Origin of the sequence: Paenibacillus sp. FSL H8-0048 (assembly GCF_038002825.1) — a bacterium.
In the GTDB taxonomy this organism is placed as follows: domain Bacteria; phylum Bacillota; class Bacilli; order Paenibacillales; family Paenibacillaceae; genus Paenibacillus_AQ.
Genome location: NZ_JBBODF010000001.1, coordinates 6,457,322 through 6,476,551, shown reverse-complemented (window position 1 = coordinate 6,476,551; position 19,230 = coordinate 6,457,322). Strand labels below are relative to the sequence as shown.

Genomic DNA, 19,230 nt, shown 5'->3' with positions numbered 1-19,230 from the left:
GAAGGTCCAGTTGTAAGGTCTATTCGAGGAAATCCTTCAGCCGCTTGCTGCGGCTAGGATGACGCAGCTTACGAAGCGCTTTGGCTTCGATCTGGCGAATCCGCTCACGGGTTACGCCGAACACCTTGCCCACTTCCTCAAGGGTTCTCGTCCGTCCGTCATCCAGTCCGAAGCGCAGGCGGAGCACATTCTCTTCACGCTCAGTCAGCGTGTCCAGCACATCCTCCAGCTGTTCCTTCAGCAGCTCATATGCCGCTGCATCGGCAGGCGCCAGCGCCTCCTGGTCCTCAATGAAATCTCCCAGATGCGAATCATCTTCCTCACCGATTGGTGTCTCCAGAGATACCGGCTCCTGGGCGATCTTCATGATCTCCCTAACCTTCTCAACGGTAAGCTCCATCTCCGCTGCAATCTCCTCCGGCGACGGCTCGCGTCCCAGCTCCTGCAAGAGTTGGCGGGAGACCCGGATCAGCTTGTTGATGGTTTCAACCATATGCACCGGAATACGGATCGTACGCGCCTGGTCGGCAATCGCACGCGTAATCGCCTGACGAATCCACCAGGTCGCATAGGTACTGAACTTGAAGCCTTTGTTATGGTCAAACTTCTCAACCGCCTTGATCAGACCCATATTGCCTTCCTGAATCAGATCCAGGAACAGCATGCCGCGTCCGACATAACGCTTGGCGATACTGACCACGAGCCGCAGGTTCGCTTCTGCCAGTCTCCGCTTCGCCTCCTCATCACCATTCTTGATGCGCATCGCCAGTTCCACTTCATCGTCAGCCGATAACAGCGGCACGCGGCCGATTTCCTTTAAGTACATCCGGACGGGGTCGTTGATCTTGATACCCGGAGGCAGCGACAGGTCATCGTCGAAGCTGAAGTCGTCACCTTCTTTGTCCTCATTGTCATCGCTTGGACGGAGGCTGTTCACCTCTTCATCATTCTCATTCACAACCTCAATCCCCAGATCGCTCAGTTGTTCGTAGAATTCCTCCATCTGCTCGGGGTCCTGATCGAATGGCGACAATTTCTCCATGATATCTTTGTAATTAAGTGATGATCTTTTCTTCCCGTGATCAATAAGCTGATCCTTAACCTGATCCAGAGTAAATTCCGCTTCCAGTTCAGTGTGCTGATCGTTCGCCATAATTCGACTCCCTCCTCCCTAGGTACATCCTGTCAACAGCTCATTGTCTCTCTAGGGCTAAAATTTCACTTGCTATTTGTGCTGCACGCAAAAAGTCACCGGATTTCTCCGCCTGAATCATCTCTTCACGCCTATGTTCAATTTTGCGCTGCAGAGGATACTTCCGCACTTCACGAATACAATCGTCCAGAACCTGGGTATTCCAGTCTGGAGGGGTGTCCATCATGGAGATCGCCGTTGCGGTCTTCTCCAGACGGTCGTCCTGAAGCGATGATAGAAACCGGCTGATGCCGGGTGGTTTGCCTTGCGCATAATAAGCATATAGATAAGCGGCGATTGCCGCATGATCATCAATATTGAACTCTTCCCCGAGCCGTTCACCCACATAGGCCGCCGCTTCCGGGTCTTGAATCATGAATGATAACAGGCGCCGTTCTGCAACATGGTAAGCAGGCAGCAATGTAGGTGTCTGCACTTGCCCTTTTTTATGCCTACCATTATTCCACCTATTATCGTTATTATCCCCTTCGGGATTGTTTTTTTGCATGGAGGCCCGAAGTAAATTGCAATCCTGCTTCAGACTGTCGTAGGACAGCTCAAGCTCGGAGGCGATTTCCCGCAGGTACACCTCCCGCTCCGTTGAAGAATGGAGTCCGGCGATAATCTCCAGAGCCTCCTTGACATAGGCAATTTTGCCGTCTTCCTCTAGGAGTATATGGTTTTTTTTCAGATATATAAGCTTAAATTTGATGGAAGACACGGCAGAGTCAATCACCTGTTCTCTGAATCTGTCCCCGCCATGACGGGAGATGAATTCATCCGGATCGAGGCCGCTGGGAAGCAGGGCAACCTTGACCCGCAGACCGCTGGACTCCAGAATAGGAATGGCCTTAAGGGCGGCAGCTTGTCCAGCCTTATCTCCATCATAGGCAAGCACAATCTCATCTCCAAGGCTCTTCATTAAGCCCACGTGACCCTCAGTAAGCGAGGTTCCCATCGTGGCTACCCCGTTCTGCACACCTGCCTCCCAAGCCGAAATGACATCACCGTATCCCTCGAACAGGACGATTTGCCGCGTTTTGCGGATGGATGCTTTGGACTGGTGGAGATTGTACAGAATCCGGCTTTTGTTGAATAAGCGGCTCTCGGGAGAGTTAAGGTACTTCGGCTGCCCCTCCCCGAGAATACGTCCGGCGAAGGCAATCGTCTTGCCCATACGGTTCGCAATCGGAAAAATAACCCGGCCGCGGAAGCGGTCCAGATATCCTTTGCCTTCCCCTCTGGCAGACAATAGCCCGCCCTTCTCCATCTCGGCGAGATCGAAGCCGCGCTTCTCCAGAAACTGCAGCAGCGTATCCCAGCGGTCCGGCGCGTAGCCGATCTGGAACTGGTCAATCATTTTGTCGCTGAACCCCCGGGTTCTTAAGTAATCCATGGCGGCAGTGCCGTATTCCGTGTTCTTCAGCAAAAAATGATAAAACTTCGCCGATAATTCATACGCCTGAATCAGCCGGTCCCGCTCAGGGTCGGGGGCAGCCAGCGCCCCGCCTCTACCCTCAGGAACAGGGATATCACTCTCTTCCGCCATGATTCTGACTGCTTCGGGGAAGGATAATCCTTCGATTTCCATCCTGAATTTGATGGCATTTCCGCCCATACCGCAGCCAAAACAATGAAAGACTCCCCGGTCAGGGGTAACAGTGAAGGAAGGGGACTTCTCCGAATGGAACGGGCAAAGGCCCCATAAGTATTTACCCTGCTTGGACAATTGGACAACCTTGCTGACTGTATCGACAATATCATGCCGCGCCAGCACGTTCTCGATAACCTCTTCGGGAATAGGACCATGTCCGCTAGCCACATTAGCCACCTTCATCTCTTAACAGTTAAATATAATTCGCTATAGCTGGACATTCTCCTGCAAAATTGTTAAAAGTTTTGTCAGTTTATGTTGAAAAAGATTTTTTTCCTCTGCGGTAATCGCTTTGGGACCCTTGGAATAGTGCCCGCGCCTGCGTTCAACCGCCTTGGCATGCCTGCTCTCCAGCATAAAATCCATGGTAGAATTCTCATATTCCTGGCCCCGGTTCGAAAGTGCAAGGCAGCGTTTGCCCAGCGCCAGCGCCGCCAGTCCATAATCCTGCGTAATTACGACATCTCCTGCAGAAATATGATTGGCGATATAGAGGTCGGCACTATCCGCCCCGCGGTCCACCTGAACCACCGTAACGCCTTCTTCCGCCCGCAGCACATGATCGTAGGAAGAGACCATCAGCACCGGAAGCCCGAACCTGCGCGCCACAGCAATAATCTCCTGCTTAACCGGACAGGCATCACCGTCCACAACAATCTTCCTTAGCCGGGAAGTTTCCAAGCTCAGCCTCACCAAATTCCTGTGTAATATATATTACGCTCTAACCATTCAAAAATCCTTCTTTGGTAAAGCATAAATACGGAACGAATGTCAACTACGCATTGGCACCGTTCCGTATATTTATACCCTAAACCCTCGATCTATACCATAAAATCGCAAACATTACTTAAAACCTGCCTAAATTACCACACCAGCTTGCCGAAATCAGCAAACAATTTGGAATCCGTATGAATGCCGGCCAGCAGCGCCAGACGGTTCGAGCGGACGGCTTCGTCTTCGGCCATAACCATAACCGAATCGAAGAATCCGGTAACGGCTGCTTCAAGTCCCGACAGAATCTGCAGGGCTTCAGCGGCATGTCTGGAAGCAAGGGCTGCGCGGTAAGGCTCATGAATACTCTGCCAAGTCGAGTACAGCTTCTGTTCCGCTTCTTCCTTAAGCAAGGCCGGGTCGATAACTGCACCCTCCGGAGCTTTGGCGGCCAGATTGCTGACACGGGTCAGTGAATCCACGGTGATTTTGAAATCAGCCAGATCGGTTACTGCATTCATCAAAGCAAGACTTCTGCCTACTACGTCAACGATATCATCGAATCCTGCGGCAAGCGCTGCATCCACAACATCATAACGTACATTGTTGTCGGCTAACAGGCGTTTGACGCGCAGACCGAAGAACTCATACAGGGTTATACGCAGTTCGGGGGAGAAATGTTTCTCTGTACGGAAACTTCCATGGACTTCCAGTGCCGCTGCAAAAATCTCCTGCAGGCTTAGGCTCAGCTGATGCTCCAGCACGATCTGGACAATCCCTGCCGCCTGACGGCGCAGAGCATACGGGTCCTGGGAGCCGGTTGGAATAATTCCGATGGAGAAGCAGCCGACAATCGTATCGATTTTATCAGCAAGGCTGACTACAAGACCTGCCTGTGTAGAAGGAACGGCATCTCCGGCGAAGCGCGGCTGATAGTGCTCGAAGACCGCTTTGGACACCTGCTCTGCTTCCCCGGCCTTACGGGCATAATCCTCACCCATCGTGCCTTGAAGCTCAGGGAACTCTCCTACCATCTGGGTTACCAGATCGAATTTGCAGATATCCGCTGTACGGCTGACTTCCGCAGCAGCCTCTGAAGACAGCTCAAGCTTCACAGCCAAGCGGTCAGCAATGGCACGGATACGGCGCACTTTGTCACCCACACTGCCCAGCTCTTCATGGTAGACGATATTCTCCAGCTTAGCCAGCGCATCGTTAATCTGCAGCTTCTGGTCCTCTTCATAAAAGAATTTGGCATCTGACAAGCGGGCGCGCAGCACCTTCTCATTCCCCTTGGCGATGACATCCAGCGATACCGCATTCCCGTTACGCACTGTTACGAAGAACGGCAACAGCTTGCCGTCTTCACCGAACACCGGGAAGTAACGCTGATGCTCACGCATAGAGGTGATCAGCACCTCCTGCGGAATATTCAGGAAGGCCGGATCAAAGGTACCGAACAGCACCGTCGGCGTCTCTACCAGGAACAAGACCTCTTCCAGCAGATCCTCTTTGACCGCAATCTTCCAGTTTTTCTCTTCCGCAAGCTTATGAATACCGCTTAGAATCAGCTCTTCGCGTTCCTTCACATCCACCAGCACATGCTGGCTGCGCAGAGCTTCAACGTATGCAGCAGGCTCAGCGATCACAGCTTCTTCCCCGAGGAAACGGTGGCCGCGGCTCACATTGCCCGCCTTGACTCCGGTAATCGTAAGGTCAATGATCTCTTGGCCGAAGAGGGCCACCATCCAGCGGATCGGACGGACGAACTTGAAATCATAAGCGCCCCAGCGCATATTCTTCGGGAAGGTCATGCTGCTGACAATGCCAGCCAGGCCTTCGGAGAGAAGAGAGGCTGTCTCAATGCCGGTGCTGCTCTTGGTCACATAGATGTATTCTACGCCTGCCAGTTCCTTGAACGTGAACTGCTCCGGGGTTGCACCCTGACTGCGGGCAAAGCCCAGGGCCGCCTTGCTCCACTCGCCGCTGGCATCCAGCGCAATTTTGCGTGACGGTCCTTTGACCTCTTCGCTTACATCCTCTTGGCGCTCTGCCGCATCCTTCACCAGTACGGCAAGGCGGCGCGGTGTTGCATATGCACTAACGCCCTGATGACTGATGCGTGAGGCCTCCAGCCATTTCGCCGTTCTGTCCTTCAGTTGCTCCATCGCCGCCCGGATAAAGCGTGCAGGAATTTCCTCCAGACCGATCTCGAACAGAATATCCTTAGACATGGTCAGCACCTTCTTTCTTCAGCAGCGGGAAGCCCAGCTTCTCGCGTTCCTCCAGATATGTCGCCGCTACGGTGCGGGCCAAATTGCGTACTCTCGTGATGAAGCCTGTGCGTTCCGTTACGCTGATTGCGCCGCGCGCATCCAGCAGATTGAAGGTATGCGAGCATTTCAGCACGTAATCATAGGCCGGGAAAACCAAATGATTCTCCATCGCCCGGCGCGCTTCCTCTTCATAGGTGTTGAACAGGGTGAACAGCATTTTGACATCCGAGACCTCAAAGGTGTAGGTGGAATGCTCAACCTCCGGCTGATGGAATACATCTCCGTACGTCATGCCGTCCACCCATTCCAGGTCAAAGACATTCTCCTTATCCTGAATATAGGAGGCCAGACGCTCCATCCCGTAAGTAATCTCCACCGCTACCGGACTTGCTTCAATTCCGCCAACCTGCTGGAAGTAGGTGAACTGGGTAATTTCCATACCGTCCAGCCACACTTCCCATCCGAGGCCCGCACAGCCCAGGGACGGATTCTCCCAGTTGTCTTCGACAAACCGCACATCATGCAGCAGGGGATCTACGCCCAGTGCCTTCAGACTGTCCAGGTACAGCTCCTGAATATTGTCCGGGGACGGCTTGATGATCACCTGGAACTGGTGATGCTGATACAGGCGGTTCGGGTTCTCCCCGTAACGGCCGTCGGACGGACGGCGTGAAGGCTCCACATAGGCAACCTTCCACGGCTCCGGACCCAGGGAACGCAAAAAAGTCATAGGGTTCATCGTGCCCGCCCCTTTTTCCGTATCATACGGCTGGACGAGAATACAATTCTGGGCGGCCCAGAATTGCTGCAGGGTCAGAATCATCTGCTGAAAGTTCATAACTACCGGCTCCTTCGCTATACAAGTGTGGTACTGCCTCTTGCTTATGACTGGCTCTTGCTGCTACGCGATGGAGGCGGCACTAGCTTCTATGTACTTGCGGTCTGTGATGGAAGAAGGATCTCCCGCACAGCCACAAGTCAAAAAGCTCCCGCCCCCATGCCTGATGAACAGACATAGGGACGAGAGCTCAAATATGTTCTCCCGCGGTTCCACCCTACTTGATTACGCAAAGATCACGCAATCCACTTTTCATGCTGCCGCTTCCGTACTCCCGGGTGCCCTGTTCATGAACGTCGTCCCGCCAGGCTTCCACTACCCCCGGCTCGCTGCTGCGACCATACGCCCACTACTTCCCCGATCCACGCACTCTCTCCAGTTCTGGAGCAAACACGGCAATCTTATAAAAGAAACTGAACTTATAGTAACGGATAATTTGCGATTCGTCAAATATTGTATTTATCGAGCTGGTCCAGGAAGCTCTGGGACTTCAGTCTGAGCCCCAGCTGCATATCCATGAATCCCCGCATAACGGTCTTCAGTTCTGCACGGGTCTCCGGCCTCACATCCACATTCCCCAACCTGGTCAGATCCAGCGCCGCGAAGATCCGCAGCAGCTTCAACGCACGCGGAGAAATCTCCATGGCCGGCGGATCATTATGCCGGCAGCTGCGGCAGAGGACTCCCCCCAGACGGGGGCTGATTCTAAGCTGCTCATCCGGCTTGTCCTTGCCGCAGACGATACAGGAATCGAGCTGAGGCCCGTAACCGGCAGCCTGCAGCACCTTCATTTCAAATACATTGATGATAATACCCGGTTCCTTGTCTTCCTCCAGTGCATTCAGACAGGCGGTCAGCTGGCGGTACCAGAAGCTGCCTGTCTCTTCATCATGCAGCACCCGGTCCAGCAGCTCGCAGGCATAGGATGCATACGCCGCCTTAACCAGATCCTCGCGCAGCGGATGATGGGACTTCGTGATCTCTCCGGCGTTCAGTGTTCCCAGTCCGCCGTTGTTGCGGAAGAAAACGAATTCACCTGTTGTGAACAGCTGGATCAGGGCAGCATGACGGCTTTTGACCTTCTTGGCGCCCCGCACCAGAACCCCTACTTTACCGGCGTTCTCGGTGCAAAGCGTAATAATGGCGTTCCCTTCGCCGTAGTCCATGCTGCGGATGACGATCCCTTCCACCCTGTATAGCATGCCTCTTCCCCCAACCACTCGGCAAGCAACCAGTCCTTATTGCGCTTCTTCATCGATAGCCATCTCTTCCTCCGCCGGCAGCGGTCCGCTGCCCTCGGGCGAATCCCCAGCTTCCCTGTACAGCAAATACGCATCGAGATCTCCAGTCATTGCAAAATACTTCCACGAAAAATTCCGCATTCGTATTCATCCTTTCTTCGGAAACACGATGTCTCTCCAGATGTAGGATGTGCGATGCCCCAGGATCTATCCGTGCAATTCCTGCCAGGAAAGAGGCGGCGAGAGAGGTGATCATTCTTTATGGAAGCCCAAATCCCGCAGGACGCGGTCCTGGTTACGCCAGTCTTTTTTCACCTTCACCCATAATTCCAGAAAGATCTTCGAGCCCAGCAGGTTCTCAATATCCGTCCGTGCGCGGCGTCCGACTTCCTTCAGCATCGCTCCCTGCTTGCCGATAATGATCCCCTTCTGGGAATCGCGCTCCACAAAAATAACCGCCGAAATATGCACGACCCCATTCGGCTCCACCTTCATATCCTCAATCGCCACGGCGATGGAATGCGGCACCTCTTCACGGGTCAGATGCAGAATCTTCTCGCGGATCAGCTCGGCGCAGACGAACTGCTCGGGGTGATCAGTAATTTGGTCGTCCGGATAATACTGCGGGCCTTCCGGCAAATATTTCTGCACCTGCTCCAGCAGCGTGTTGACGTTATTGCCCATCTTGGCAGAGATCGGTACGATCTCGGCGAACGTGTGCAGCTTGTTATACTCCGTAATCATCGGCAGCAGCGCTTCCGGTTCAATCTTGTCAATCTTGTTCATGACGAGAATGACCGGAGTCTTAATGCTTCCAAGCTGTTCCGCGATAAAACGGTCTCCGCCGCCCATTCCTTCAGAAGCATCCACCAGGAACAACACCGCTTCCACTTCATGCAGCGTGCTCATCGCGGTCTGATTCATGTAATCACCGAGCTTGGACTGTCTTTTATGGATACCCGGGGTGTCCAGGAATACAATCTGTGAGTTATTGGCCGTATAGACCCCGTGAATCTTATTGCGGGTGGTCTGCGGCTTGTCCGACATAATGGCAATTTTCTGGCCGATTACCTGGTTCATGAGTGTTGATTTGCCTACGTTTGGTCTGCCGATAATGGCGACAAACCCTGATTTGAATTTCATATGATCTTCCTTCCTTACTACGTGGTTATAATTGTCCATGGCGTTTTAGATGGATCTGGTTTAAGAGCGTTAAATCCCCCTTCGCCAAGGGGGACCCCAAGGGCCCCGGCCCTCTGGACACCCGGAACTAACGTGGGCGCAGCGGTTGACGCGGTAAGAGACTTTGGAGCATGAGCGCTTGCCGTTCCCTGTGGGAACACGCTTGACTGCGGCGTGCAAAAAGAAACTGGTTACTTAACAAACCAACTAGTGCCTTAATTGTATTTTGTACACTTATTCTGCTCCAAAACAGAGGTTATTAGAGTTTAGTTGTAATTCATACATCTATTCTCCGCATCAAAGTAACTTTCAGCGATATCCGATAAATTTAGTTGTACAATTTACACTTAAATCAACTTTTGGAGGGAACAGGGGGAATTTAGTTGTACAATATACAGTTAACTCCCGAGCACGAGCGCGTGCAGCTCCCTGCGGGAACACGCTTGACTGCGGCGCGCAAAAGAAATTGGTTACTTTAACAACTAACTAATGCCTTAATTGTATTTTGTACACTTATTCCGTTCCAAATTAGCGGTTCAAGCGGTTTAGTTGTAATTCATACATCTATTTTGCTCATAAACGTCACTTTCGGCGATATCCGATGAATATAGTTGTACATTTTACATTAACTCAACTTTTGGCGGGAATAGGGGAGAGTTAGTTGTACAGTATACAGTTACCTCCGGAGCGCGAGCTCTTGCAGCTCCTGCGGGAACACGCTTCAGTGCGGCGCGGTTGATTGGTCAGTTGCAATACTTAGACCCACGCGATTCCCGCACGCATACGCTAGCTCCTGCCGTCACTCCGCGCTCTGTCCCTGCGCCAGATCCGCCGGGCCGAAGGCACCAGGGAGCAGGTCACGCACAGTAGTCTCCACAATATCGCCCTTCAGGTTGCCGAGAATGACCGGCATATCGGGGCCGCACAGCTCGACCATCACCTGGCGGCAGACGCCGCAAGGCGATACAGGACCATCCGTGTCCGCTACGACTGCGATAGCTTTGAAGGTACCGGGCTTATGCCCGTCCGCAATGGCGCGGAACATGGCCGTCCGTTCGCCGCAGTTGGTGGGACCGTAAGCGGCATTCTCGATGTTACAGCCGTGGTGGACCTTGCCGTCCTGATCCAGCAGCGCTGCACCCACCCCGAAGCGGGAATAGGGTATATATGCATTGGCTCTTGCCTTAATCGCTTCCTGAAGTAGTAGCGCAGAATCCATAGTTGTCCTCCTAATTAAAGATGACGGAGCGCGCAAAGCGGGTCCGCCTCTTACACCAGCTAAAGTTGTAAACTGATTATGACATAAGACCGGTGATCCAGTCCATCACGGGATGATAAAAAACATAGATTCCGGCAATCACGGCAAACACCGCCGTAAGCAGCACGGCGCCTGCGGCGGTATCTTTGGCCTTCTTGGCCAAGGGATGTATCTCAGGCGAAACCAGATCAATTGTTGCTTCAATCGCCGTGTTCAGCAGCTCCGCAGTCAGAACCAGCGTAATGGACAGCAACAGCAGCATCCAGCTTGCCAGCGGAAGCCTGAACACAGCGGCGGCAATCACTACAAGAACAGCAAGGCCGCTGTGCACCTTCATGTTCAGCTCCGATTTGAAGGCTGCTGCAATCCCGTGTGCTGCGAAGCGAAAGGAATGCCAGAATTTTTTATGGCCCACCGCCGTATTTTTGACCATTAGCGTGTCAACCCGACCTGAGCCAGCGCCTTCTCCTGCTTGGACATCATTTCGGCCTCAGCCTCCGGCTCCTGATGGTCATAGCCCAGCAAATGCAGGAATCCGTGGACGAACAGGAAGCCCAGCTCACGCTCCAGCGAATGGCCGTATTCCTCAGCCTGCTCCTGCGCCCGCGTAACCGAGATGATAATATCCCCAAGCACATTCGGTACTTCTTCCAGCTCTTCGTCTTCATCTGCTAAGCCGTACCGGATCTCCAGCTCGTCTTCTCCTGCCTCATTCATCGCGAAGGAGAGCACATCTGTCGGACGGTCAATGCCGCGGTACTCCAGATTCAGCTCGTGAATGCGTTCGTTATTGACGAAGGTCAGATCCACTTCCCCGGAGTCAATCCCTTCAGCATCCCCTGCTGCCCGAAGAATCCGCTCCAGCAGCTCGATCAGATCGCCGTTAATTTCATATTCATCCTGTTCATTGTTCCAAACGACGCTCAGGCTCATTTTTGATGGCCCCTTCCTCTTTTTTGGGCTTGCGCACATCCTCGGGGTATTCAATCCGGGAATGGAAAATGCCCATTACTGTCTCTTTCAATGTCCGCGAAATAATATCCAGCTCCTTGAGCGTCAGATCGCATTCATCGAACTGATGGTCATCCAGCCGGCTTTTGATAATCTTCTCAATCATGGTCTCCACCTGCACCACGGTTGGCTTACGGAGCGAACGGACGGCGGCCTCCACACTGTCGGCGATCCCGACAACGGCGGATTCCTTCGACTGTGCCTTCGGGCCGGGATAACGGAAATCCTCCTCCGTGAAGTCCGGCTCTACACCCTTGTCCTCTGCAAGCTTCAATGCCTTATGATAAAAATAATGCAGGAATGTCGTGCCGTGATGCTGCTCCGCTATATCGCGGATCGGCTTTGGCAGCTTGTATTCCTTCTGCATCTCCACCCCGTCCCGGGCGTGGGCCACAATGATCGATTTGCTCAGCTTCGGCTCAATCGAGTCATGCGGATTCTCCATATTGTTCTGGTTCTCTATGAAATAGAACGGGCGCTTCGTCTTACCGATGTCATGATAATACGAGCCTACCCGGCACAGCAAGCCGTCTGCACCAATCGCTTCGGCCGCAGCCTCGGACAGATTGCCTACCATTACGCTGTGGTGATAGGTTCCCGGCGTCTCAGTAAGCAGCTTGCGCAGCAGCGGGTGGTTCGGGTTAGACAGCTCTACGAGCTTCAGCGCCGACAGAATGCCGAACGTCACCTCGAAGAACGGCATCAGGCCAATAACCAGCACTGCGGTAAGCAGCCCCCCGGCAAAGGAAAAGCCCAGGGCATATAACGTATTCGTCTCGTTCCATACGCCCCCGCTCAGCATCGTCAGAATGGCTACGGTCAGGCAGCCTAGCAGGGACACCATAATACCGCCCTTTAGCAGTGTTGAGCGCTGTCCGGCACGGTGCGTCGAGAAGATGGCAACATAACTTACGATTAGGGCAAAGAAGCCGAAGGTGAAATCAAAGATAGTATTCTGCTGAACATTCAGCAGGATACTGGCCAGAATGCTGAACAGAATGGAACAGAAATAGGCTAAAGTCATGTCCAGCAGCATGGAGATCAGCATCGCGCCTAGAGCCACGGGTGCCAGATAGCCGATATACGTCCGCACATCCGTCTGCAGGAAGGCCGTCAGCTTCATCATAACAATCGTAATAATAAAGACCAGTACCAGCATAAGCAGCTGGGAGTTATTGTATTTGAAGCCTGAGGCTCCGCCATTGTAGCGGATGAAGGTCATCAGACCAAAGGACAACAGTGCAGAGAGCAGCAGCAGCCCAAGTTGCGGCCAGTAATTAATCTCTTTGCTGAGCAGCCCGTTCTCATCCAGCAGCTTGTACAGCTCAGGGGTAATCTCCTGATTCTTGGCAACCAGCACATCCCCCTGCTCGATGAACACATCCGGCGTATTCTGACGGGCCTGCACCTTCGCTTCCTTGGTGGCATCCTCGTCATAGAATTTATTCGCAGTGATTACCAGCCGCACCAGCTCCTGCACCACCTCACGGGCGGTCCGCTGGCCCAGCGAACTGACGCTGACCTGCTCGGCCACCTTGGCGCGAGCGCTCTGGGCATCGGTAATCTGGTCATTCATCAGCTTGGTGACAATATCCCGGGCCACCGGCTTCATTTCGATGATATCCTGCTGAGTCAGGCGCGGGATCTTGATATAGGTCTCTTCCGGAATGACGTAGGCCTGATCCTTGATGACGGACTGCATTTCATTCAGCAGATGCTCGGAGTAAGTCCCGGCCTTCTGGCTGGCAGCCACGAAATTAAGAATAAAATCATTCGCCCGCCGCGGAATCTCCTCCCGGTAAATCTCCGTCTTCTCACTCTGTGAAATCGTATCATCCTGATTCAGCCCGCCGATCCGGTCCAGCAGCAGAGTTACTAGATTCTCCGCCCGGATAGGAATAATGGCATAACGGTTGGTCACATTCTCTGCAGCAGTCTCCTGGGCCTTGAGCTTGGCGTTGGTGTCCAGGATTTGCTTGGGAGCTGTAATCTCCTTGGCACTGCGTGTTCCCTCTTTGATATCATACCTTTTGGGCAGCAGATCAGAGGACAGGCTGAGGTAGAAAACAACGGCCAGTAACAGGAAAAGAGCATAGCGTGTCACCGCGCTATACTTCCATCCGCTGCTGCTATATACAAATCCGCTTAATTTCGATGGTTGCTTTGAGGCCATGAAGACAATCCCCTTTTTTATTGGAGGTTTTCGGCAGAGCGGTCATAGGCAACGATAATTTTCTGCACAAGGGAATGACGGACAACGTCCTGCTCTGCAAAGTAGACAAAGCCAAGCTCCTCGATACCGGAAAGAATCGTTTTGGCTTCGATCAGCCCTGACTTCTTGCCGCGCGGCAAATCGATCTGGGTCACATCGCCCGTGATGACCATCTTGGAGCCGAAGCCCAGACGGGTGAGGAACATTTTCATTTGTTCGGGCGTGGTATTCTGTGCTTCATCAAGGATGATAAAAGCATCCTCCAGCGTACGCCCGCGCATATAGGCAAGCGGTGCAATCTCGATCAGCCCGCGCTCCAGCGCCTTCGCCACCTGATCGGGCCCCATAACGTCGTACAAGGCGTCGTAGAGCGGCCGCAGATACGGATCTACCTTCTCTTGCAAATCTCCCGGGAGGAAGCCCAGGTTCTCCCCGGCCTCTACAGCCGGGCGCGTAAGCACGATCCGTTTGACCGAGCCTTCCTTCAGCGCCGTCACCGCGAGGACCACAGCCAGATAAGTCTTGCCTGTGCCCGCCGGGCCGATGCCGAAGACGATATCACGCTTTTTGATGGTGCTCACATAATGCTTCTGGCCAATGGTTTTGACACGGATCGGCTTGCCGCGGAATGTGGTTGTAATCTCGCCCTTGAACAGGTCCAGCAGCTGGTCGGCACGGAAATCCTTCGCCAGCTCCACGGCGTACTGCACATCGCGTTCGCTCAATATGTAACCCCCGCGAACGAGTGACAGCAGCACGTTGAAGAGCTGGCCCAGCATGTCCACTTCCCGCTCCGTACCTCGAATCGTAATTTCGGCCTCGCGTGAATTAATAACTGCCGGAATTTCTTTCTCAATGATTTTCAGGAATCCGTCCTGCGGGCCGAACAGGGATTGCGCTTCTCCCGCATTGTGCAAAGATATTTGAATGCTTGTAGTCTGTTCTGACAAGTAGCCTCATTCTCCTCAATTGTTTACTATCGGAAGTTCTTCCGCGATTCTCTCTTCCACCTCAAACAGCACTTTCATATAAACTTTACCATTCTCTTTCTTCTCATGCAAAATTTTTTGACTTTTGATGACGCTATCAGCGCCGTAACGCGCGAAAATATCGCTCCTCACCCGCGTTAATCCTTCCGCCCTGGCTGCCTCTGGAGTAAGCGCTTCAGCTGAAGCTTTGATCTCCAGCTCCTTCTCGGTCATCAGGCCCAGCGGCAGCTGAAAAGAGCGCCACGACAGCATGTCGGGCTCTGAAAGCGTGCGGGACTTCGCAAACCCGGAGTCCCCGTAGCCCCACAGCTGAATCGCCCATTTGCCGAGAACAAGATAGGTGCGGTCCTTGCGTTCTCCTGTATACACACTGCCCGTTCTTTTGAGCGGTACCTCCAGATTATATTCATGCCATACAAGGCCTTTAACTATGCCTTTAGCGACTACAAACTCGGTATTCTCCTCGTCACCAAGCGCTCCGGAGATGAGGATGTCCCCTTTTTTGACCCGCGTATTCCGGCTGACCACCGGCCTGCCCTGCTCCGCATAGATTTCGGTCACCACCGCATCGGTCCGGCTGATGAGATGGCGCTGGCTGAGCAGCGGTTTATTATCCGGGCGGTCGGCTTCGACTACCTGGATGGTAATGCTCGTCCCGTTCCGGTGGAACCCGGCCCATGTCAGGCCCGGAACCAGGGTGGTCAGCTCCCGGGACAGCTCGTCCGACTCCTGCATGCGCCAAATCCACTGAAACGGATAGACGCCCTCCTTGCGTGCAGCTTCCAGAATGTCCTCGGTCGGAATGCGGGTATTCCCTTCCACCTTGACACTCCAGATCATCGAGGAGAGCAGCAGCAGGCCTACACCGAAGATCAGCATCCCTGCGGCAAAAAACTTCCGTCTCCACAAGCGCGCGAGGCGAAACGGAAGTCCGTGCCTGGCTGTAACATGCATGCGGCAGCCTGTCTTTTTGAGGAGCGGGCGGAGCCGGAAAAAGTCATCCAGCAGCAGATTCAAAGAAGCGCCGTCCCCGGCAGGCCTCACATCCCAGATGATGATGCCCGCTCCGGTTACAGCATTAATCAACTTCTCCACCTGCGGTCCGCTCACATGCAGTGTAACGAACCCCCGCAGTGATGACAGAGGCGGTTCTTTCATGGATTCTCCCCACTTTCCTTATATCTGATTTCACCGATTACTCCAATGACGGCAAGCTCCTGGCCCAGAATGTTGCGGATGACCAGTCCTTCGCCGGAAATCTCCAGCACTCCTTGGGTTAATGCCAGCCTGAGCTGCTCCGAAGAGAAATGCAGCACGCCGCGGTGGTTCTCAATATACAGCTCCTTATTGCCGATCAGGGTGATCCGGGGCATCTCCTGCAGCACATCCTGCGGTAGATCCAATATCCCGTTTGTCCATCCCCGCAGCCTGCGGCCGATACGGGTCATAAGTAGACGCTCCCCCTTCCTGCCTTCTGTACACCTTATGCGGCGGGGCAGCCGTTTATGAGAAGAACTCACATGCGGTCTCCTTGGCAAAATAGCAAAAAAGCCTGAATCCTTTCCCGCTAAGGAATAGATCCAGGCTTATGTGCAGCATTACATGTTGATCAGGAAGCGAAGGCAAGAACTTAACGCCGCGTGGAATGCGGCTGGCGGGCACGGGGCGGACCCAGCACTTCCGCCCAAACCAGGCCGCTGCGCAGCGTGTCAGGGTCGCCTGTGAGCGGATGGCGGGCGAATGCCGGTGAAGCTGAGCCACTGCTCTCTCCGCCTGCTTCAGAGCCCGCAGACGGTACAGCAGCCGCCATTCCGTCGAAGGCAGCCTGCAGCTCCTCCAGCTCCTGCTGCATGCGTTCTGTGCGGGCCTCCACGCTGTCTGGGTCATCGGCCTGCTCCAGAGACACCCCTTCGCCGGTCTCATCAGCGGCAGCCGGCTGCTCAGACCATGCTGGCGAAGACGGGACCTCCTGTGCAGCCGGCTGCGGGGCAGGCTGGTCCGTGTCTTCCCTTGCCGCTGCAGGCACCGGGAATCCGCTGCCCTGCTGCTCCTGCTCCGCACGCCCGGCCTTCCGGCGGCGGGGCAGCGTATTCCCGATGTCCCCTCCGCCGCCGCCAAAGGTAGGCATCCCCCCGCGCGGGGCCTGTTTGTCTTTGCCCTTTCTCTTGTTCAGATTAGTGATGATCGCTATAGCCGCAAGCACCAGGAAATAGATCACGCTGCTCATGGGAGCTCACATCCCTTTATTTGTGGGGCGGACGGCTGGTGTCGTCCCCATCGTTTAGTTTGCCGAGGGAGCCGCGCATCTGCGTATCTGCCTCGATATTTTTCAGATTCATATAATCCATCACGCCAAGCTTGCCGGAGCGCAGGGCTTCGGCCATCGCCAAGGGAACCTGGGATTCAGATTCAACGACCAGCGCCTTCATCTCGACCACGCGGGCTTTCATCTCCTGCTCATGGGCAACCGCCATGGCCCGGCGTTCTTCAGCCTTCGCCTGGGCGATGCGCTTATCCGCTTCTGCCTGCTCAGTCTGCAGGTACGCACCAATGTTCTTGCCTACATCCACATCCGCAATATCAATGGACAGAATCTCAAAGGCCGTCCCGGAGTCCAGACCCTTGGAGAGAACGGTGCGGGAGATAGAATCCGGATTCTCCAGCACATCCTTATGCGAGTTACTGGAGCCGACTGTGGTTACAATCCCCTCGCCTACACGGGCAATAATCGTCTCTTCGCCTGCACCGCCGACCAGCCGGTCGATATTGGCCCGCACCGTTACCCGTGCTTTGACCTTGACTTCAATTCCGTTCTTGGCCACAGCCGCAACAATCGGCGTCTCAATGACACGCGGGTTAACGCTCATCTGAACCGCCAGCAGCACGTCGCGTCCGGCCAAATCGATGGCGGCGGCACGTGTGAATTCCAGCGGAATATCCGCTCTCTGGGCGGCAATCAGCGCGTTCACTACCCGGTCCACGTTCCCTCCGGCCAGATAATGGCTCTCCAGCTGATTGATATTCAGCCCCAGCCCGGCCTTGGTCGCCTTAATCAGCGGATTGACAATCCGGCTCGGCGTTACCCGGCGCAGGCGCATCGCTACCAGCGTGATAATGCTGATTTTGACCCCGGAGGCCCAAGCAGATACCCACAGCATGACCGGGAAGAAGCTGAAGAATACGCTTAGTACAATAATCACGGCTACCGCGATCAGCAAAAAAGTAATCATAGATGCTTCCAACATACGCTTACCAACCTCCTATATTTTGATAGACAACGATCATTTCGTTGCTTCCTTCACGACCACGCGGGCACCTTCAACCTTCACTACGGATACGGCGGTCTGCGCCTCGATGAACCCGCCTTCTGTCACCACATCAATCCGTTCACCGTCAAAGTTGGCGGTTCCGGCCGGACGCAGCGGGGTTACGCTCATGCCGGAGGCTCCAATCAGACGTAGCTTCTCCGGGACAGGCACAAATCCTTTCTCTCTGGTTAGGCTATCCTGAAGAATGAACCGGTTCCAGATCCCCCGCTCCTTGAACACCACGGCTACAATCACAATGACCACAGCCGCCGCCGAAAAAGCAATGCCAAGGCTGAACAGCGCATGTGTAAAGCTGTAAGCAGCTCTCACAACACCCGCCACCAGACTGATGGACCCGAGTATCCCCAGAATACCGAAGCTCGGCACGAACAGCTCCAGAATCAGCATTACGAGTCCCAGAATGAACAGCAGCAGCGTCTCTGCCCCGGCGAAGCCGGCCACATAGTTGCCGAAGAAGTAAAGGGCGAACGCCAGCGTACCGACAATTCCGGGCACCCCAAAGCCGGGCACCAGCAGCTCGATGAATACACCGGCAATGCCCACGAAGAGCAGAATCGTCATGACCACCGGATGGGTCAGAAATTGCGACATTTTCTCCGCACCGGTATGCTCAATGCGGAAAATGTCGCCCGCTGAGTAGCCCAGCCAGGTAATCGCCTCCTGCTCCGTTCCGGCAATCCGGTCGGCGTACCCGGCCTGAAGTGCCTCATCGCTGCTCAGAGCGATAATCTCGCCTGCCTGCTTGTTCACGCCCAGCTCCGGGCGGTTAACTACCAGATGAACATCCATCATGCCGGCAGCCACTTCAGGATCACGCCCGTTCAGCGAGGCTGCTCCGGTCATTTTGGATTTCCAGTACGATACCATCTTGGCATCCTCCACGCTCTTCCCGTTCATGTCCACCAGCGAAGCGGCCCCGATCATGCTGCCCGGCTTCATGATAATGGCGTCCGCGCTCAGTGCAATATAGCTGCCTGCGGAAGCGGCGTTGCCTTTGATATAGGCCACCACCGGAATTTTGCTGTCTCTGACCAGGGTACCGATTCGTTCGGCAGAATCCACCCGTCCTCCAGGTGTATCGATCTCCAGAACAATCAGAACTGCGCCGTAATTCGCGGCCTCCTGAAAGCCCCGTTCCAGAAAGCTCTGCAGCCCCCGCTCAATCTCCTGGTCCACCGGAATAATGAACACAGGTCCGCTGACTACTGTACCCGAAGCTGCTCCCGGTGCACGGACCGCTTCATTATCCGCCTGAACGGTCCCCGCCAGTGGCAGGAACAGAAGAAGCATCAGCGCCGCGATACAGGAGAATATGATGGTGCGTAACTTATTCAAGC

General features: G+C 54.3%; 18 protein-coding genes. All 18 read right to left on the bottom strand.

All coding sequences use genetic code 11. The annotated features are described in order from the left end of the window. Positions 1–19 precede the first annotated feature (19 nt). Positions 20–1,153, bottom strand: a complete 1,134-nt coding sequence (gene rpoD, locus NSU18_RS28055; RefSeq protein WP_238654605.1) for an RNA polymerase sigma factor RpoD — start codon at positions 1,151–1,153, stop codon at positions 20–22. A gap of 40 nt (positions 1,154–1,193) precedes the next feature. Then, positions 1,194–3,029: a DNA primase gene (gene dnaG / locus NSU18_RS28050; RefSeq protein WP_341017490.1), complete on the bottom strand. Its 1,836-nt coding sequence runs from the start codon at positions 3,027–3,029 to the stop codon at positions 1,194–1,196. Between the two features lie 24 nt (positions 3,030–3,053). Continuing rightward, entirely contained in the window at positions 3,054–3,527 is a 474-nt protein-coding gene (locus NSU18_RS28045; protein WP_341017489.1) for a YaiI/YqxD family protein, read from the bottom strand. 182 nt (positions 3,528–3,709) lie between these two features. Next, a complete protein-coding gene (gene glyS / locus NSU18_RS28040; RefSeq protein WP_341150587.1) occupies positions 3,710–5,791 on the bottom strand; it encodes a glycine--tRNA ligase subunit beta in 2,082 nt (693 codons plus the stop codon). After that, positions 5,784–6,671, bottom strand: a complete 888-nt coding sequence (gene glyQ, locus NSU18_RS28035; RefSeq protein WP_036724333.1) for a glycine--tRNA ligase subunit alpha — start codon at positions 6,669–6,671, stop codon at positions 5,784–5,786. Before glyQ ends, glyS begins: the two co-directional genes overlap by 8 nt. A gap of 446 nt (positions 6,672–7,117) precedes the next feature. Beyond that, on the bottom strand, positions 7,118–7,873 hold the full coding sequence (gene recO, locus NSU18_RS28030) for a DNA repair protein RecO (protein WP_341017485.1): 756 nt from the start codon (positions 7,871–7,873) through the stop codon (positions 7,118–7,120). 36 nt (positions 7,874–7,909) lie between these two features. Next, entirely contained in the window at positions 7,910–8,053 is a 144-nt protein-coding gene (locus tag NSU18_RS28025; RefSeq protein ID WP_076075837.1) for a YqzL family protein, read from the bottom strand. Positions 8,054–8,164: 111 nt separating this feature from the next. Then, on the bottom strand, positions 8,165–9,055 hold the full coding sequence (gene era / locus NSU18_RS28020; protein ID WP_341017482.1) for a GTPase Era: 891 nt from the start codon (positions 9,053–9,055) through the stop codon (positions 8,165–8,167). Positions 9,056–9,893: 838 nt separating this feature from the next. Next, positions 9,894–10,313 carry a cytidine deaminase gene (locus NSU18_RS28015; RefSeq protein ID WP_340993992.1) on the bottom strand — a complete coding sequence of 140 codons (420 nt, stop codon included), beginning with the start codon at positions 10,311–10,313 and terminating at the stop codon, positions 9,894–9,896. Between the two features lie 76 nt (positions 10,314–10,389). After that, on the bottom strand, positions 10,390–10,785 hold the full coding sequence (locus NSU18_RS28010) for a diacylglycerol kinase family protein (RefSeq protein WP_341017480.1): 396 nt from the start codon (positions 10,783–10,785) through the stop codon (positions 10,390–10,392). Continuing rightward, on the bottom strand, positions 10,785–11,285 hold the full coding sequence (gene ybeY, locus NSU18_RS28005; protein WP_341017479.1) for an rRNA maturation RNase YbeY: 501 nt from the start codon (positions 11,283–11,285) through the stop codon (positions 10,785–10,787). Before ybeY ends, NSU18_RS28010 begins: the two co-directional genes overlap by 1 nt. Further along, entirely contained in the window at positions 11,257–13,536 is a 2,280-nt protein-coding gene (locus NSU18_RS28000) for an HD family phosphohydrolase (protein ID WP_341017478.1), read from the bottom strand. The genes ybeY and NSU18_RS28000 overlap by 29 nt, the downstream gene beginning before the upstream one ends. A 17-nt stretch (positions 13,537–13,553) precedes the next feature. Then, complete coding sequence (locus tag NSU18_RS27995) at positions 13,554–14,525, bottom strand: PhoH family protein (RefSeq protein ID WP_341017476.1); 972 nt, start codon at positions 14,523–14,525, stop codon at positions 13,554–13,556. Between the two features lie 15 nt (positions 14,526–14,540). Then, positions 14,541–15,722, bottom strand: a complete 1,182-nt coding sequence (gene yqfD, locus NSU18_RS27990) for a sporulation protein YqfD (protein ID WP_341017474.1) — start codon at positions 15,720–15,722, stop codon at positions 14,541–14,543. Then, entirely contained in the window at positions 15,719–16,012 is a 294-nt protein-coding gene (yqfC, locus tag NSU18_RS27985) for a sporulation protein YqfC (protein WP_209872075.1), read from the bottom strand. The genes yqfD and yqfC overlap by 4 nt, the downstream gene beginning before the upstream one ends. A gap of 182 nt (positions 16,013–16,194) precedes the next feature. After that, positions 16,195–16,791 carry a hypothetical protein gene (locus NSU18_RS27980; protein WP_341150586.1) on the bottom strand — a complete coding sequence of 199 codons (597 nt, stop codon included), beginning with the start codon at positions 16,789–16,791 and terminating at the stop codon, positions 16,195–16,197. Between the two features lie 16 nt (positions 16,792–16,807). Beyond that, positions 16,808–17,809 carry a flotillin-like protein FloA gene (gene floA, locus NSU18_RS27975; protein WP_341017471.1) on the bottom strand — a complete coding sequence of 334 codons (1,002 nt, stop codon included), beginning with the start codon at positions 17,807–17,809 and terminating at the stop codon, positions 16,808–16,810. Positions 17,810–17,845: 36 nt separating this feature from the next. Continuing rightward, positions 17,846–19,183: an NfeD family protein gene (locus tag NSU18_RS27970; RefSeq protein WP_341018616.1), complete on the bottom strand. Its 1,338-nt coding sequence runs from the start codon at positions 19,181–19,183 to the stop codon at positions 17,846–17,848. Positions 19,184–19,230: the final 47 nt, after the last annotated feature.

What these genes read in the sequence shown, in the direction of transcription:
- rpoD (WP_238654605.1), bottom strand. Translation starts at nt 1,153, where the DNA reads ATGGCGAACGATCAGCACACTGAACTGGAAGCGGAATTTACTCTGGAT.
- dnaG (WP_341017490.1), bottom strand. Translation starts at nt 3,029, where the DNA reads ATGAAGGTGGCTAATGTGGCTAGCGGACATGGTCCTATTCCCGAAGAG.
- glyS (WP_341150587.1), bottom strand. Translation starts at nt 5,791, where the DNA reads ATGTCTAAGGATATTCTGTTCGAGATCGGTCTGGAGGAAATTCCTGCA.
- glyQ (WP_036724333.1), bottom strand. Translation starts at nt 6,671, where the DNA reads ATGAACTTTCAGCAGATGATTCTGACCCTGCAGCAATTCTGGGCCGCC.
- recO (WP_341017485.1), bottom strand. Translation starts at nt 7,873, where the DNA reads ATGCTATACAGGGTGGAAGGGATCGTCATCCGCAGCATGGACTACGGC.
- NSU18_RS28025 (WP_076075837.1), bottom strand. Translation starts at nt 8,053, where the DNA reads ATGCGGAATTTTTCGTGGAAGTATTTTGCAATGACTGGAGATCTCGAT.
- era (WP_341017482.1), bottom strand. Translation starts at nt 9,055, where the DNA reads ATGAAATTCAAATCAGGGTTTGTCGCCATTATCGGCAGACCAAACGTA.
- NSU18_RS28015 (WP_340993992.1), bottom strand. Translation starts at nt 10,313, where the DNA reads ATGGATTCTGCGCTACTACTTCAGGAAGCGATTAAGGCAAGAGCCAAT.
- NSU18_RS28010 (WP_341017480.1), bottom strand. Translation starts at nt 10,785, where the DNA reads ATGGTCAAAAATACGGCGGTGGGCCATAAAAAATTCTGGCATTCCTTT.
- ybeY (WP_341017479.1), bottom strand. Translation starts at nt 11,285, where the DNA reads ATGAGCCTGAGCGTCGTTTGGAACAATGAACAGGATGAATATGAAATT.
- NSU18_RS28000 (WP_341017478.1), bottom strand. Translation starts at nt 13,536, where the DNA reads ATGGCCTCAAAGCAACCATCGAAATTAAGCGGATTTGTATATAGCAGC.
- yqfD (WP_341017474.1), bottom strand. Translation starts at nt 15,722, where the DNA reads ATGAAAGAACCGCCTCTGTCATCACTGCGGGGGTTCGTTACACTGCAT.
- yqfC (WP_209872075.1), bottom strand. Translation starts at nt 16,012, where the DNA reads ATGACCCGTATCGGCCGCAGGCTGCGGGGATGGACAAACGGGATATTG.
- NSU18_RS27980 (WP_341150586.1), bottom strand. Translation starts at nt 16,791, where the DNA reads ATGAGCAGCGTGATCTATTTCCTGGTGCTTGCGGCTATAGCGATCATC.
- floA (WP_341017471.1), bottom strand. Translation starts at nt 17,809, where the DNA reads ATGTTGGAAGCATCTATGATTACTTTTTTGCTGATCGCGGTAGCCGTG.
- NSU18_RS27970 (WP_341018616.1), bottom strand. Translation starts at nt 19,183, where the DNA reads ATGCTTCTTCTGTTCCTGCCACTGGCGGGGACCGTTCAGGCGGATAAT.